Source organism: Streptomyces sp. NPDC001027, assembly GCF_040299045.1.
In the GTDB taxonomy this organism is placed as follows: Bacteria; Actinomycetota; Actinomycetes; order Streptomycetales; family Streptomycetaceae; genus Streptomyces.
In genome coordinates this window covers 1-15,436 of record NZ_JBEPBI010000187.1, presented here as the reverse complement: position 1 = coordinate 15,436, position 15,436 = coordinate 1, and the positions used below count along the sequence as shown (strand labels likewise).

At 71.7% G+C, this 15,436-nt stretch carries 11 protein-coding genes; 10 read left to right on the top strand and 1 reads right to left on the bottom strand.

Features of this window, described 5'->3' with window-relative positions:
* The 9 genes from ABT300_RS32845 to folP all read left to right on the top strand — a co-directional run.
* Positions 1 to 633 (top strand): ATP-binding cassette domain-containing protein (locus ABT300_RS32845; protein ID WP_351683507.1); only part of this gene is annotated, 633 nt, incomplete at its 5' end.
* Entirely contained in the window at positions 630 to 2,648 is a 2,019-nt protein-coding gene (locus ABT300_RS32840; protein WP_351683505.1) for an ABC transporter permease subunit, read from the top strand. The genes ABT300_RS32845 and ABT300_RS32840, both read left to right, overlap by 4 nt.
* A 14-nt stretch (positions 2,649 to 2,662) precedes the next feature.
* The gene (locus ABT300_RS32835; RefSeq protein WP_351683503.1) at positions 2,663 to 3,658 is read left to right on the top strand and encodes an ABC transporter substrate-binding protein; all 996 of its coding nucleotides are present in this window, start codon (positions 2,663 to 2,665) and stop codon (positions 3,656 to 3,658) included.
* Positions 3,659 to 3,895: 237 nt separating this feature from the next.
* Positions 3,896 to 6,334 carry a GcvT family protein gene (locus ABT300_RS32830; protein WP_351683501.1) on the top strand — a complete coding sequence of 813 codons (2,439 nt, stop codon included), beginning with the start codon at positions 3,896 to 3,898 and terminating at the stop codon, positions 6,332 to 6,334.
* Between the two features lie 37 nt (positions 6,335 to 6,371).
* Complete coding sequence (locus ABT300_RS32825; protein WP_351683499.1) at positions 6,372 to 7,232, top strand: bifunctional methylenetetrahydrofolate dehydrogenase/methenyltetrahydrofolate cyclohydrolase; 861 nt, start codon at positions 6,372 to 6,374, stop codon at positions 7,230 to 7,232.
* Positions 7,233 to 7,290: 58 nt separating this feature from the next.
* On the top strand, positions 7,291 to 8,523 hold the full coding sequence (locus ABT300_RS32820) for a sarcosine oxidase subunit beta family protein (RefSeq protein ID WP_351683498.1): 1,233 nt from the start codon (positions 7,291 to 7,293) through the stop codon (positions 8,521 to 8,523).
* A gap of 11 nt (positions 8,524 to 8,534) precedes the next feature.
* Positions 8,535 to 11,783, top strand: a complete 3,249-nt coding sequence (locus ABT300_RS32815) for a sarcosine oxidase subunit delta family protein (protein WP_351683496.1) — start codon at positions 8,535 to 8,537, stop codon at positions 11,781 to 11,783.
* On the top strand, positions 11,776 to 12,378 hold the full coding sequence (locus ABT300_RS32810) for a sarcosine oxidase subunit gamma (RefSeq protein WP_351683493.1): 603 nt from the start codon (positions 11,776 to 11,778) through the stop codon (positions 12,376 to 12,378). Before ABT300_RS32815 ends, ABT300_RS32810 begins: the two co-directional genes overlap by 8 nt.
* Positions 12,379 to 12,613: 235 nt before the next feature.
* Positions 12,614 to 13,441 (top strand): dihydropteroate synthase, encoded by an 828-nt coding sequence (gene folP, locus ABT300_RS32805; RefSeq protein ID WP_351683490.1) that lies wholly within the window; start codon positions 12,614 to 12,616, stop codon positions 13,439 to 13,441.
* Between the two features lie 16 nt (positions 13,442 to 13,457).
* Here the strand turns inward: folP and ABT300_RS32800 are convergent, their stop codons facing one another.
* Positions 13,458 to 14,255, bottom strand: coding sequence for an IclR family transcriptional regulator (locus tag ABT300_RS32800; RefSeq protein WP_351683487.1), 798 nt, complete (start codon positions 14,253 to 14,255; stop codon positions 13,458 to 13,460).
* 424 nt (positions 14,256 to 14,679) lie between these two features.
* On the opposite strand from ABT300_RS32800, the gene ABT300_RS32795 reads away from it, so the two are divergent.
* Positions 14,680 to 15,436, top strand: a 757-nt coding sequence (locus tag ABT300_RS32795; RefSeq protein WP_351683485.1) for an alcohol dehydrogenase catalytic domain-containing protein, incomplete at its 3' end; no start/stop codon positions are given.

Below are 15,436 nucleotides of genomic sequence, written 5' to 3'. Positions count from 1 at the left end.
CGCGGGATGGGGCGGGCCGAGCGGACCAGGCGGGCTCAGGAGGTCGTCGAGCTGGTGGGGCTGGCCGGTTATGAGCGGTCCTATCCCGATCAGCTCTCCGGCGGGATGCAGCAGCGCGTCGGGCTGGCGCGGGCGTTGGCGGGCGATCCGGACGTGCTGTTCTTCGACGAGCCGTTCTCGGCGCTGGATCCGTTGATCCGGCGTGACATGCAGAACGAGGTCATCCGGCTGCATCGCGAGGTCGGCAAGACGATGGTGTTCATCACCCATGACCTGTCGGAGGCGCTGAAGCTGGGCGACCGGATCCTGATCATGCGCGACGGCAAGACGGTGCAGTGCGGCACGGGCGACGAACTCGTCGGCGCCCCCGCCGACGACTATGTGCGTGAGTTCGTCAAGGACGTGCCGCGTGCGGACGTGCTGACGCTGCGGTGGATCATGCGTCCGCCGGCCGACGGCGACGCCCTGGACGGTCCTGAGCTGGGTCCGGACGTGGTGGTGAAGGAGGCCACCCGGGCGGTGCTCGCCGCGGACAGGCCGGTGAAGGTGGTCGAGGACGGCAGGCTGCTGGGCATGGTCGGCGACGAGGAGATCCTCGCGGTGGTCGCCGGGCGGGAAGGCGGCGCCCGATGACCGTCGCCGTGGAGAAGACCGAGCCGCCGGGCAACCCGGAGGAGACCCGGCCCGCCCAGGGGCCCGCCCCGGCAGCCCAGCCCCGCCGGATCAGCCGCATTGCGGTGATCGCCGTGATCCTGGTCGTGTGGCTGGTGTTGTTCGCGGTGTTGCGGGGTCGGCAGACGCTGACTTTGGCGGCTGCGGACCTGACGGGTCTGCATCGGTGGTTCAACGAGGTCAACGACTCGATCGGAGCGAACCGCAACTCCAATCCGTTGTTCCTGTATTTCTTCAACGAGATCCGTCTGGTCGTCGACGGTCTGGCGGCGTTCGTGCAGGAGCTGATCTCGCAGCCGTCCGCGGGGCGGCCGCTGCCGCAGGTCGGCTGGCTGGGCGTGGTCGGCGTCGCGGGGTATGTCTCGTGGGCTTTCGGCAACTGGCGGGCGGCGTCGCTGGCGGTGTCGGGGTTCGTCTTCCTGGGCTTGCAGGGGCTGTGGCAGGAGAGCATGGACACGCTGGCGCTGACCGTCTCCGCGGTTGTGGTGGCGCTGTTGTTCGGGATTCCGCTGGGGGTGTGGGTGGGGCTGTCCGACCGGGTCAGCCGGATCGCGACGCCGTTGCTGGACTTCATGCAGACGATGCCGACGTTCGTCTATCTCGCCCCGCTCACCTTGTTCTTCCTGATCGGCGGGGCGTCCGCGACGATCGCGACGGTGGTCTACGCGGCGCCGCCGGCGATCCGGATCACCGCGCACGCGATCCGCACGGTGCCGCAGACGACGGTGGAGGCGGCCGACTCGCTGGGGGCGACGCGGCGGCAGGCGCTGGTGAAGGTGTTGTTGCCGATGTCGAAGCGGACGGTGGTGATGGGCGTCAACCAGACCATCATGGCGGCTCTGGCCATGGTGACCATCGCCGCTCTGATCGACGCGCCGGGGCTGGGCAAGACGGTGGTGCAGGCGCTGCAGTCGCTCGACGTGGGCACGGCCTTCAACGCGGGCCTGTCGATCGTGGTCCTGGCGATCGTCCTGGACCGGGTCACCACCGCGGCCGGCGCCCGGGAGGAGGACGCCCGGCGCTCCGGCGACCGCCTCCTGGTGTGGCGGCGTCCGCTGCTGGGGGCGGGCGCGGTCCTGGCGGCGGTCCTGGTCTACCTGTCCCACACCTATCTGTGGGCGGCCGAGTTCCCCGGCGAGGGCGGTCTGGGGCGCTGGATCGCGAGCGCGGCGGACGCTGCGACGACGTGGGTGCAGGACCGTCTGTCCGGCCTGACCAACACGGTCCGCGACGTCGTCACCGACGCGCTGCTCAACCCGTTCCAGACGCTGCTGACCGACTCCCCGTGGTGGCTGGTGGGGGCGGTGCTGGTCGCGCTCGCAGTCGTTCTGGGCGGTGTGCGGGCGGGTGTCACCACCGCGGTGTGCGTGGGGCTGCTGGTGGCGACGGGGATGTGGTCGGACGCCATGACGACGCTGGCGTCGACCGTGGTGGCGACCGTGCTGGTGATGGGGCTGGGCGTGGTGTTCGGGGTGTGGATGGGCCGCAACCGGCTGGTGGACCGCATCGTGCGGCCGAGTCTGGACGCGGCGCAGGTCATGCCGCCGTTCGTGTATCTGGTGCCGTTCCTGGCGCTGTTCGGCGCGACGCGTTTCACGGCGATCGTCGCGGCGGTCGTCTACGCGGCCCCGGTCGCGATGAAGATCATCGCGGACGGGGTGCGCACCGTGCCCGCGGCGACGGTGGAGGCGGCCGCCTCGGCCGGGTGCAGCACCTGGCAGATCATCGCCAAGGTGCAGCTGCCGATGGCGCGCGGGGCCCTGACGCTGGCCACCAACCAGGGCCTGATCTACGTGCTGTCGATGGTCGTGGTGGGCGGCCTGGTCGGCGCCGGGGCCCTCGGCTACGACGTGGTGGCCGGCTTCTCGCAGGGCCAGCTGTTCGGGAAGGGGCTCGCCGCGGGGCTGGCCATCGTCCTTCTCGGAGTCATGTTCGACCGCATCACCCAGGCCGCGGCGCGGCGCACCACCGCATGAAGGAGCAAGTGACCATGGCAAGGCAGACGACACACTGGAGAGCCGGCGCGGCGGGCCTGGCGGTCCTCGCCCTCGCTGTGACCGCCTGCGGCGGCGCGAAGGTCGGGGACGACTCCTCGCAGGCCGGCGGGACCGGCGGGACGGGAGGCGCGGGCGGGTCGGGCAAGTGCGGCACGTTCAATCTCGCGGTGAACCCGTGGGTGGGCTACGAGGCCAACGCGGCGGTCATCGCCTACGTCGCGCAGAGCGACCTGGGCTGCAAGGTCGTCAAGAAAGACCTCAAAGAGGAGATCGCCTGGCAGGGCTTCGGGACCGGCGAGGTCGACGCGGTCGTGGAGAACTGGGGCCACGACGACCTGAAGAAGAAGTACGTCGCCGGCCAGAAGACGGCCGTGGACGCCGGCGCGACCGGCAACGAAGGCCTGATCGGCTGGTACGTGCCGCCGTGGCTGGCCAAGGCCCACCCCGACATCGTCGACTACAAGAACCTCGACAAGTACGCCGCGCACTTCAAGACGTCGGAGTCGGGCGGCAAGGGCCAGCTCCTGGACGGCGACCCCTCCTACGTCACCAACGACGAGGCGCTGGTGAAGAACCTCAAACTCGACTTCAAGGTCGTGTACGCGGGCAGCGAGACCGCGCTCATCCAGGCCTACCGCAAAGCCGAGAAGAACAAGGAATGGGTGATCGGCTACTTCTACGAGCCGCAGTGGTTCATGTCCGAGGTCCCGCTGGTCAAGGTGAACCTGCCCGCCTACAAGACGGGATGCGACGCCGACGCGGAGAAGATCGCCTGCGACTACCCGGTGTACAGGCTCGACAAGATCGTCAGCAAGAAGTTCGCCGACTCCGGCAGCCCCGCCTACGACCTGGTCAAGAAGTTCACCTGGACCAACGACGACCAGAACACCGTCGCCAAGTACATCGCCGTCGACAAGATGACCCCCGAAGCCGCGGCCAAGAAGTGGGTCGACGCCAACCGCGCCAAGGCAGACGCCTGGATCAAGTGACGGCGGAGACCGGACGCGGGAATCCGGTCGGATCATGCCCGGTGGGCGGCGCGCGCGGGATGTGCGCCGCCCACCGGGCATCGCCGTGTCCTGGCCTGTTTCTCCCCGTGTTTTCCGAGGTCCCGGGACCCTTGACACCCACCTGCGCGGAAGGCACATTGAGTTGCGCAACCTGAACCGCGTTGCGTAAACAGCAACTCGATCGGCTCGGCTGATCAACAGACCGGAGGTGCGGCGATGGCGGGACCCCGAGTGGTCATCATCGGAGCGGGGGTCGTGGGCGCGGCACTCGCGGACGAGATCTCCGCGCGAGGCTGGACCGAGGTGACCGTGGTCGACCAGGGCCCGCTGCCCGCCACCGGAGGCTCCAGCTCACACGCCCCCGGCCTGGTCTTCCAGACGAACTCCTCCAAGACGATGGCCGAGCTGGCCCGGTACACCGTCGAGAAGTTCTGCTCCCTCGACGTCGACGGACAGCCCTGCTTCCTCCAGGTCGGCGGACTAGAGGTGGCCACCACCCCCGAGCGCCTGACCGAACTGCGCCGCCGGCACGGCTGGATCACCGCCTGGGGCATCGAGGCCCGCCTGCTCACCGCGGACGAATGCCTCGAGCAGCACCCGCTGGTCAACCCCGACAAGGTCCTCGGCGGCCTCCTGGTCCCCACCGACGGCCTCGCCAAGGCGGTCCTCGCCGTGGAGGCGCAGATCCGCCGGGCCACCGAGCGCGGCGTGACCTTCCTGGCCCGCCACGAGGTCCTCGACGTCCTGAAGGCCGACGGCGAGGTCACCGGCGTCCTCACCGACCAGGGCGAGATCCCGGCCGACATCGTCGTGTGCTGCGCCGGCATCTGGGGTCCGAAGATCGCCCGCATGGTCGGCATGAACCTCCCGCTGACGCCGCTGGCCCACCAGCTCGCCTGGACCGGCCCGATCCCCGCCCTCGCCGGCCAGACCGAGGAGGCGATCCGGCCGATCCTGCGCCACCAGGACGCCGACCTCTACTACCGTGACCGCTTCGACGGCATCGGCATCGGCTACTACGGCCACCGCCCGATGCCTATCACCGCCGACGAGATCCTCTCCGTGGACGAGGCCGCCGGCATGCCGTCGGTCCTGAAGTTCACCGAGGACGACTTCGCGGACGCCTGGACCGAGACCCAGGCGCTGCTTCCCTCCACCAAGGAGGCGAAGATCGAGGAGGGCATCAACGGCCTGTTCTCCTTCACCACCGACAACTTCCCGCTCCTCGGCGAGTCGCCGGACGTCAAGGGCTTCTGGGTCGCCGAGGCCGTCTGGGTCACCCACTCGGCAGGCGTGGGACGCGCCATGGCCGAATGGCTGGTCGACGGCCACTGCTCCTCGTTCGACCTGCACGAGTGCGACGTCAACCGCTTCGAGCCGCACCAGCTGTCCCCGGAGTACGTCCTGGCCCGTGACTGCCAGAACTTCGTCGAGGTCTACGACATCCCTCACCCTCTCCAGCCGTCCGGGGACCCGCGCCCGATCCGCACCAGCCCCTTCCACGCCCGCCAGCAGGAGCACGGCGCCTTCTTCCTCGAGGCGAACGGCTGGGAGCGCCCGCAGTGGTACGAGGCCAACGCCGACCGCGTCGAGGGCCGCAGCATCCCCGCCCCGGGCGACTGGGCCGCCCGCTTCTGGTCGCCCATCGTCGGCGCCGAGGCCCAGGCCACCCGTGAGACCGTCGCGATGTACGACATGACAGCCCTCAAGCGCCTGGAGGTGAGCGGCCCCGGCGCCGCCGACCTCCTGGAGCGGCTGTGCACCGGCAAGGTCGCCAAGTCCGTCGGCTCGGTGACCTACACCCTCTTCCTCGACCACGACGGCGGCATCCGCAGTGACGTCACCGTCGCCCGGCTCGCCCGCGACACCTTCCAGATCGGCGCCAACGGCAACCTCGACCTGGACTGGATCACCCGCCACCTCCCGGCCGACGGCACGGTCCAGGTCCGCGACATCACCCCCGGCACCTGCTGCATCGGCCTGTGGGGCCCGCTCGCCCGCAAGGTCCTCCAGCCGCTCACCGACGCCGACTTCTCCAACGACGGCCTGAAGTACTTCCGCGCCAAGCGGGCCTACATCGGCTCGGTGCCCGTCACCGCCATGCGGCTGTCCTACGTCGGCGAACTCGGCTGGGAGATCTACACCACCGCCGACCAGGGCCAGAAGCTCTGGGACACCCTGTGGGAGGCGGCCAAGCCCCTCGGCGGAGTCATCGCCGGCCGCGGCGCCTTCAACAGCCTCCGCCTGGAGAAGGGCTACCGCTCCTTCGGCACGGACATGACCTACGAACACGACCCCTACGAGGCAGGCGTCGGCTTCGCGGTCAAGCTCGACAAGGACGACTTCGTCGGCAAGGCCGCACTCCTTCGCCGCAAGGAGAACGTCCGGCGCAAGCTGTCCTGCCTCGTCATCGACGACCCCCGGTCGGTCGTCCTGGGCAAGGAACCCGTCTTCGACGGGGACCGGCCGGTCGGCTACGTCACCAGCGCCGCATACGGCTACACCATCGGCAAGGGCATCGCCTACGCCTGGCTCCCGATCGAACTCACAGCGCCCGGGACGGAGCTGCACATCGGCTACTTCGACGAGCGCGTCGAGGCGGTCGTCACCGAGGAGCCCCTGTTCGACCCCACCATGTCCCGCCTTCGTGGCTGATCCCCAGCCACGACCGAAGAGGGAAGGAACACCGCCGGTGAACGCACAGCTGCTCGACGGCAAGGCCACCGCCGCCGACATCCGCCGCGAACTCACGGAGCGCGTGGCCAAGTTGACCGCCACCGGCGGCCGCCCGCCGGGCCTCGGCACCGTCCTGGTCGGCGAGGACCCCGGCAGCCACGCCTATGTCGCCGGCAAGCACCGCGACTGCGCCCAGGTCGGCATCGCGTCCATCCGCCGCGACCTGCCCGCCGACGCCACCCAGCAGCAGGTCGAGGACGTCATCGACGAGCTGAACGCCGACCCGGCCTGCACCGGCTACATCGTCCAGCTCCCGCTGCCCCGCCACCTCGACGCCAACGCCGTACTGGAACGCATGGACCCGGCCAAGGACGCCGACGGTCTGCACCCCGTCAACCTCGGCCGGCTCACCCTCGGCGTCGACGCCCCGCTGCCCTGCACCCCGCGCGGCATCGTCGAACTCCTGCGCCGCCACGGGGTACCCCTCGCAGGCGCCCGGGTCTGCGTGGTCGGCCGGGGCATCACGGTCGGCCGCCCCATCGGCCTGCTGCTCACCCGCCGCTCCGAGAACGCCACCGTGACCCTGTGCCACACCGGCACCAAGGGTCTGGCCTGGCACACCCGCGAGGCCGACATCGTCATCGCGGCGGCCGGTTCACCCGGACTGATCACCAAGGACATGCTGCGCACCGGCGCGGCCGTCCTGGACGTCGGCATCACCCGCACCGACCAGGGTCTGGTCGGCGACATCCACCCGGACGCCGCCCAGGTCGCCGGCTGGATCGCGCCGATGCCCGGCGGAGTGGGCCCCATGACCCGCGCGATGTTGCTGGCCAACGTCGTCGAGGCCGCCGAGAGGAACGCCACCGCCGTATGAACGCGCACGTCCCTGCGTACCCGCAGCACCCGTACCCCTCGCACGACGGAGACGTCCGATGAGCCCCCGCACCCCCGGCGCAGACCTCCCCGAGCACCCCGACTGGCTGTGGCGTGACCCCGAGCCGAAGAAGTCGTACGACGTAGTGATCGTCGGCGGCGGCGGCCACGGTCTGGCCACGGCCCACTATCTGGCGAAGAACCACGGCATCACCGATGTCGCGGTGCTGGAGAAGGGCTGGCTCGGCGGCGGCAACATGGCCCGCAACACCACGATCATCCGCTCCAACTACCTGTGGGACGAGAGCGCCGGCATCTACGAGCACGCCCTCAAGCTGTGGGAGGGCCTGGCGGAGGAGCTCGACTACCCGATCCTCTTCTCCCAGCGCGGTGTGCTGAACCTCGCGCACAGCCTCCAGGACGTCCGCGACAGCGTGCGCCGCGTGGAGGCCAACCGCCTCAACGGCGTGGACGCCGAATGGCTCGACGCCGACGGCGTCAAGGACGTCTGCCCGATCGTCAACATCTCCCAGGACGTCCGCTATCCGGTCCTCGGCGCGACCTACCAGCCGCGCGCGGGCATCGCCAAGCACGACCACGTGGCCTGGGGCCTGGCCCGCTCCGCCGACGCCGCCGGCATCGACATCATCCAGAACTGCGAGGTCACCGGCCTCGACGTGGTCGACAACAGGGTCGTCGGCGTTCGCACGACACGGGGCCGCATCGCGGCCGGCAAGGTCGCGCTCTGCTCGGCGGGCCACACCTCGGTGCTCGCCGCCATGGCCGGCATCCAGCTCCCCGTGCAGTCCCACCCGTTGCAGGCCCTGGTCTCCGAACTCCTCGAGCCGGTGCACCCCACGGTCGTGATGTCCAACGCGGTCCACGTGTACGTCAGCCAGGCGCACAAGGGCGAGCTGGTGATGGGCGCGGGCATCGACGCGTACAACTCGTACACCCAGCGCGGCGCGTTCCACATCATCGAGGAGCAGATGGCCGCGGCCCTGGAGCTCTTCCCGGTCTTCGCCCGCGCCCACGTGCTGCGCACCTGGGGCGGCATCGTCGACGTCAGCCCCGACGCCTCGCCGATCGTCGGGCTCAGCCCCGTCGACAACCTCTATCTCAACTGCGGCTGGGGAACGGGCGGTTTCAAGGCCACCCCGGGCGTCGGCTGGGTCTACGCCCACACCATCGCCCACGACACCCCGCACGCCCTCAACGCCCCCTTCTCGCTCGACCGTTTCACCACCGGCGCGCTCGTCGACGAGCACGGCGCGGCCGCGGTGGCCCACTAGGGAGCCCAACCATGCTGCTCATCACCTGCCCGTGGTGCGGGCCCCGCGACGAGGCCGAGTTCCGCTACGGCGGCCAGGCCCACGTGGCCTATCCCGAGACCCCCTCGGCCCTCACCGACGAGGAGTGGGCCCGCTACCTCTTCTTCCGCGACAACACCAAGGGCCCCTTCGCCGAGCGCTGGAGTCACGCGGCGGGCTGTCGCCGCTGGTTCAACGCGGTCCGCGACACCTCGACGAACGAGATCCTGTCGGTGTACCGCTCGGGCGAGGAACGCCCGGAGACTCCTGAGCCGAGGCCGGCGATCTCGGCTGCGCCTCTCGACGCCGGTCAGCATCTCTCAGCCCGTCCGGCGTTTGAGGACGAGGCCGTTGAGGCCGAAGGGGGGTCTGGGGGCGCAGCCCCCAGGGATGGGACGGGTAGGGGCGGCGGGGGCGAGACAACCCAGCCCTTCCGTCACCCCACCCGAGGCCGCGTCGACCGCGACACCCTCCTGACCTTCACCTTCGACGGCGTCGAGTACCAGGGCCACCGGGGCGACACCCTCGCCTCCGCCCTCCTCGCCAACGGCGTCGTCCAGGCGGGCACCAGCATCAAGCTCGGCCGCCCCCGGGGCATCTTCTCCGCCGGCGTCGAAGAGCCCAACGCGGTCATCCAGATCGAGGAGCCCTTCCCCGAGCCGATGCTCCCCGCGACCACCGTCGAGCTGTACGACGGCCTGGTCGCCACCAGCCTCCCCGGACAGGGCCGCCTCGCCACCGAACCCGACCCGGCCCGCTACGACGCCGTGCACGCACACTGCGACCTGCTGGTCGTCGGCGCGGGACCGGCCGGCCTCGCGGCAGCCGCCGCGGCCGCGAACAGCGGAGCCCGTGTCATCCTCGCCGACGACCAGCCGGAACTCGGCGGCAGCCTCCTCGGCGCCGCCGAGCACCTCGACTGGGTCGGCGAGACCGCCGGACTGCTCGACGCCGCTCCCGAGGTCCGCGTGCTGCGCCGTACGACCGTCTTCGGCTACTACGACGACAACCACCTCCTCGCCGTCGAGCGCCGCACCAACCACCTCGGCGGCGCGGCCCCGGCACACGTCTCCCGGGAACGCGTCTGGCGCATCCGCGCCCGCCGCGTCGTCCTCGCCACCGGCGCCCACGAACGCTCCCTGGCCTTCGCCGACAACGACCGCCCCGGCGTGATGCTGGCGTCCTCGGCCCGCACCCACGTCAACCGCCACGGCGCCCTGCCCGGCCGCCACGCGGTCGTCTTCACCACCAACGACAGCGCCTACGCCGCCGCCCTCGACCTCGCGTCGGCGGGTCTGACGGTCACCGCGATCGTCGACACCCGCCCCGAACCGGGGGAGTGGGCCGAACGCGCCACGGCCGCCGGCATCGAGGTCCTGGCCGGGCAAGCCGTCACCGGCACGGAGGGCGTCTCCCGCCTCACCGCCGTGACCGTCGCCCCGTACGGCGAGTCCGCCGGGCAACGGGAGTTCGCCGCCGACCTGCTGCTGGTCTCCGGCGGCTGGAACCCGGCCGCGCACCTGTTCAGCCAGTCCGGCGGCAAGCTTCGCCACGACGAGACGCTGGGCTCCTTCGTGCCCGACACCGGCCGTCAGGCCGTCGAGGTCGTGGGCAGCGCGAGCGGTCTCCTCGACACCGCCGGCGTCCTCGCCCAGGGCGCCGCCGCCGGCGCCCGCGCCATCGAGGCCGAGGGGTACACGCCGGAGGCGCCGCGCCTCCCCGCCGTCGCGGCGCAGCCACGGCCGACGCCGGCGATGCACGTGTACGTCGTCCCGGGCGAGTCGGACGCTCCCCGGTTCGTCGACCTCCAGCGTGACGTCACGGTGGCCGACCTGGCCCGCGCGACCGGCGCCGGCCTGCGCTCGGTGGAGCACACCAAGCGGTACACCACGGCCGGCACCGCCAACGACCAGGGCAAGACCTCCGGCGTGCTGGCCAGCGGGGTCGTCGCCGAACTGCTCGGCGTGGACGTGTCGGCGCTCGGCACGACCACGTTCCGCCCGCCGTACACGCCGGTCTCCTTCGCCGCGCTCGCGGGCCGCGACCGGGGCGTGCTGAGCGACCCGGTCCGCACGACCGCCCTCCACGAGTGGCACGTCGGGCACGGCGCGCTGTTCGAGAACGTCGGCCAGTGGAAGCGCCCCTGGTACTACCCCCAGGACGGCGAGGACATGGAGACCGCCGTGCTGCGCGAATGCGCCGCCGCCCGGGAGAGCGTGGGCTTCATGGACGCCTCCACCCTCGGCAAGATCGACGTCCAGGGCCCGGACGCCGGCGTCTTCCTCGACCTGCTCTACACCAACATGATGAGCACCCTGAAGGTCGGCATGATCCGCTACGGCGTCATGTGCCGCCCCGACGGCATGGTCTTCGACGACGGCACGGTCATCCGGGTCGACCGGGACCGCTACCTGGTCACCACGACGACCGGCAACGCCGCCACCGTCCTGGACTGGATGGAGGAGTGGCTCCAGACCGAGTGGCCCGAACTCAGGGTCCACTGCACCTCCGTGACCGAACAGTGGGCCACGGTCGCCCTGGTCGGCCCGAAGTCCCGCGAGGTGATCGGCTCCCTCGCACCCGGGCTCGCCGTCGCCAACGAGGACTTCCCCTTCATGGCCTGGCGCGAGACGACCGTCGCGGGCATCGAGGCCCGGGTCTGCCGGATCAGCTTCTCGGGCGAACTCGCCTACGAGATCAACGTGTCGCCGTGGGAGGCGCTCACGCTCTGGGAGGCGCTGTACGAGGCCGGCGCCCCGTACGGCATCACCCCGTACGGCACCGAGACCATGCACGTCCTGCGCGCCGAGAAGGGCTACCCGATCATCGGGCAGGACACCGACGGCACGGTCACCCCGCAGGACCTCGGCATGAGCTGGGCGGTCTCCAAGAAGAAGCCCGACTTCATCGGCAAGCGCTCGTTCGCCCGCGCGGACACGATGCGCCCGGACCGCAAGCACCTCGTCGGCCTGCTCCCCGAGGATCCGGCCGACTTCCTCCCCGAGGGCACGCACCTGGTCGCCGACGGCGTGCTGCCGGCGCCGCCCGTGCCGATGCTCGGCCATGTCACCTCCAGCTACCGCAGCGCCGCCCTCGGCCGCACCTTCGCGCTCGCCCTGGTCAAGGGCGGCCGGGACCGCGTCGGCGAGCGGCTGTACGCCCCGGTGGGGGACCGGCTGGTGCCGGTGACCGTGGCAAGTCCCGTCCTCTTCGACCCCGAGGGAGCCCGCCGCGATGGCTGACACCGCCCTGACCTCCCCGCCCCGCAGCCCGCTGGCCCGGGCCGTCGACCGGCTGGCCGCCGCCACCCGCGCGTCCGGGGGCACGATCCGGTTGGCCGAACTCCCCTTCCTCACTCAGCTCGACGTGCGTCTCGACGCCAAGGGGGCGGCGGCCGACGCCGTCGGTCTCGCACTGGGCGTGCCCCTGCCCCTGGAGCCCGACACCGTCGTCCGCGCGGGGGAGCTGACAGTGCTCTGGCTCGGGCCCGACGAATGGCTGCTCGTCGCGCCGCCGGGCGGCGCGCGCGAACTGGAGAGCCGGATCCGGGAGGCCGCGAGGGAGGAGCCGGTCTCGGTCACCGACGTCTCCGCGCAGCGCACCACGCTCCTCGTCGCCGGCGCGGGCGCCCGTGACCTGCTGGCCCACGGCTGCTCGCTGGACCTGCATCCGAGGGCCTTCGGCTCCGGCCGCTGCGCCCAGACCACCCTGGGCCGCACCCAGGTCGTCCTGGTGGCGCGCGAGGAGCCCAGCGCCGGTTTCTGGGTCCTGGTCCGTTCGTCGTTCGCCGGCTATCTGGCGGACTGGCTGCTCGACGCGGCGACGGAGCACGTCTGAGTCACCCCGGCGGGGGCTGGTCCCTGTCACCCCTGTGGGAGCTCCGGTGAGGGGCTCCCACAGGGCTGTGTGCGGCAGGGAGGCGACGGACCGCGTCCTGCCCGCGCGGTCCTGTCAGCGCGTCGAAAGTCGGACCCCAGTGATCGTCACGGCCCCCGCCCTCAGCAGACCACCGCGTCCGGGAACGCCGGACCTTCATCCGCACGGACTTCCCCGGCCCGGCCGCACGCTGGTCATGGGCGTCGTGAACGTCACGCCGGACTCGTTCTCCGACGGCGGGCTGTCGTTCGCCGGGCACGACGCCGTGGCGCACGGACTGGCCCTGCTGGAGCAGGGCGCGGACATCGTGGACGTGGGCGGTGAGTCGACCCGTCCCGGCGCGCTGCGCCCGCCGGTCGAGGACGAGCTGCGACGGGTGCTGCCCGTCGTCCGGGACCTCGCGGCGGAGGGCGCGGTCGTCAGCGTCGACACCATGCGGGCCGAGGTCGCCGCCCGCGCCCTGGATGCGGGAGCACGGCTGGTCAACGACGTGTCGGGGGGTCTCGCCGATCCCGGGATGCTGCCCCTGATGGCGCGGGCGGGGGCACCGTACGTGCTGATGCACTGGCGCGGCCACTCCGCCGGGATGCAGGCGAACGCCGTCTACGGCGACGTGGTCGAGGAGGTGCTCGGAGAGGTGCGGCTGCGGATCGACGCCGCCCTGGAGGCGGGCGTCCCGCCCGGATCGCTGATCGTCGATCCCGGGCTGGGCTTCGCCAAGGAGCCCGCGCACAACTGGGAGCTGCTGGGCCGTCTCGGGGAGGTCCGGGCGCTGGGCCGTCCCGTCCTGCTGGGCGCGTCCCGCAAGGCGTTCCTGGGGCGCCTGCTGGCCGACCGCAGCACGGGCGAGCCGCGCCCGGCGCGGGAGCGTGACGCCGCGACCGCCGCCGTGTCCGTGCTCGCCGCCGCGCAGGGCGTCTGGTGCCTGCGGGTGCACGACGTCGCCTCGACGCTGGACGCGGTACGGGTGACGGCACGTTGGGGCGCGGAGACGACGGCGGCGACGCGGGAGCCGCTGGGCTGACGGCCCGTCGGGGAGGTCAGCCCAGCCAGCCCATTCTGCGGCTGATCTCCTCGGCGCCCCGTGTCAGCACGGGCGCGAGCTCGCTCATGCGTTCCTCGGTGAAGCGGTAGGACGGTCCGGAGGCGCTGAGCGCGGCGATGACCTCGCCCTCGCGGGAGCGGATCGGGGCAGCCATCGCGTGCAGTCCGATCTCCAGCTCCTCCAGCGTCACCGCGTACCCGCGCTCGCGTGCCTCGGCGAGGTCCTTCTCCAGCTTGGTGCGGGCGGTCAGGGTGTGGGGCGTCAGCTTGCGCAGCCCGGACGCCTCCAGCACCTCGGCGCGACGCCCGTCCGACAGATGGGCCAGCAGGATCTTGCCGCTGGACGTGGCGTGCACGGGCGTGAGCTGACCGACCCAGTTGTGGGTGCCGACCGCGCCGGGCCCGCGCACCTGGTGGAGGTTGACGGCGTAGTGCTCCTGCAGCACCGCGATGTTGACGGTCTCGCCGATCTCCTCGCTGAGCCGTTCGCAGATCTGCCGGCCCTGCTGGGTGATGTCGAGTCTGCCCGTGACGGCGCCGGCGAGCCGGACGATGCCGAAGCCGAGCCGGTACTTGCCCCGCTCGGCGGTCTGCTCGACCAGTCCGCGTGCCTCCAGCGCCCCGAGGAGCCGGAAGGCGGTGGACTTGTGGACGTCGATCTCGGCGGCGACCTCGCTGACACCGGCCTCGCCGCGCCGGGCGAGGATCTCCAGGACGCTGACGGCGCGGTCGACGGACTGCACGCCGTTCACCGCGGTCCCGGCTGTTGCGCTCTCTGCCGCGTGGTTGCTCATAGTGCAACTATACGCAGTCGCATCCGAAGATCCGAGGTGTTCGGGGTGCGGGGCGGCCCTGGCCGGAACCGATCGCCCGCATGGTCGCACGCCCGCTCCCGTCCGGGGAAGAGGTCGGAGTCGAAGGGGGCGGGCAAGTCGGTGCGGTCGGCCTCTTGACAGTGGGTGTCCCCGACGGGACAGTTTGCTCATCGTTGCTCATGGCGAAGATGGTTGCACCATATGGAACACGCGGCGGTTGCTCGGCCACGGTCTCCGTCCCGGCGCCGACGAAGGCGCTCGTTCCCTTCACGCCGCTCACGCCCTTCACGCCCCTGACTCCCCTCCCTCGCCGACAGCTCCGGGTAGCGATCGGCGCCCTCCCGCCACCCAGCACATCCGGCCGAAGCGTGGATTCGGCCGTCCCTCGACGAGGAGATCGACCGTGACACACGAGGTACGCGCCGTCGTCGCCCGCACGAAGGGCGCCCCGGTCTCGGTGGAGACCGTCCTGGTGCCGGACCCCGGCCCCGGTGAGGCGCTGGTGCGGGTGCAGGCCTGCGGCGTCTGCCACACCGACCTGCACTACCGGGAGGGCGGGATCAGCGACGCGTTTCCCTTCCTGCTCGGCCACGAGGCCGCGGGCGTGGTGGAGTCGGTCGGCGAGGGGGTCGCCGACGTCGCCCCAGGCGACTTCGTCATCCTCAACTGGCGCGCCGTCTGCGGCGCCTGCCGGGCCTGTCGCAGAGGCAGACCCTGGTACTGCTTCGCCACGCACAACGCCGCACAGCCGATGACCCTGGCCGACGGCGCCCCGCTCTCCCCGGCCCTCGGCATCGGCGCCTTCGCCGAGAAGACGCTCGTCGCCGCCGGGCAGTGCACCAAGGTGGACCCGATGGCCGCGCCCGCCGCCGCCGGCCTCCTCGGCTGCGGCGTGATGGCCGGGTTCGGCGCCGCGGTCAACACCGGTGGCGTGGGACGCGGCGACTCCCTCGCGGTGATCGGCTGCGGCGGGGTGGGCATGGCCGCGATCGCGGGCGCCAAGGTGGCCGGCGCCGGCCGCATCATCGCCGTCGACGTCGACGAGCGGAAGCTGAAGTGGGCCGAGCGGTTCGGCGCCACCGACACCGTCGACTCCTCCCGGACCGACGCCGTCGAGGCGATCCGCGAGCTCACCGGCGGCTTCGGCGCCGACGTCGTCG

What these genes read in the sequence shown, in the direction of transcription:
- ABT300_RS32840 (WP_351683505.1), top strand. Translation starts at nt 630, where the DNA reads ATGACCGTCGCCGTGGAGAAGACCGAGCCGCCGGGCAACCCGGAGGAG.
- ABT300_RS32835 (WP_351683503.1), top strand. Translation starts at nt 2,663, where the DNA reads ATGGCAAGGCAGACGACACACTGGAGAGCCGGCGCGGCGGGCCTGGCG.
- ABT300_RS32830 (WP_351683501.1), top strand. Translation starts at nt 3,896, where the DNA reads ATGGCGGGACCCCGAGTGGTCATCATCGGAGCGGGGGTCGTGGGCGCG.
- ABT300_RS32820 (WP_351683498.1), top strand. Translation starts at nt 7,291, where the DNA reads ATGAGCCCCCGCACCCCCGGCGCAGACCTCCCCGAGCACCCCGACTGG.
- ABT300_RS32815 (WP_351683496.1), top strand. Translation starts at nt 8,535, where the DNA reads ATGCTGCTCATCACCTGCCCGTGGTGCGGGCCCCGCGACGAGGCCGAG.
- ABT300_RS32810 (WP_351683493.1), top strand. Translation starts at nt 11,776, where the DNA reads ATGGCTGACACCGCCCTGACCTCCCCGCCCCGCAGCCCGCTGGCCCGG.
- folP (WP_351683490.1), top strand. Translation starts at nt 12,614, where the DNA reads ATGGGCGTCGTGAACGTCACGCCGGACTCGTTCTCCGACGGCGGGCTG.
- ABT300_RS32800 (WP_351683487.1), bottom strand. Translation starts at nt 14,255, where the DNA reads ATGAGCAACCACGCGGCAGAGAGCGCAACAGCCGGGACCGCGGTGAAC.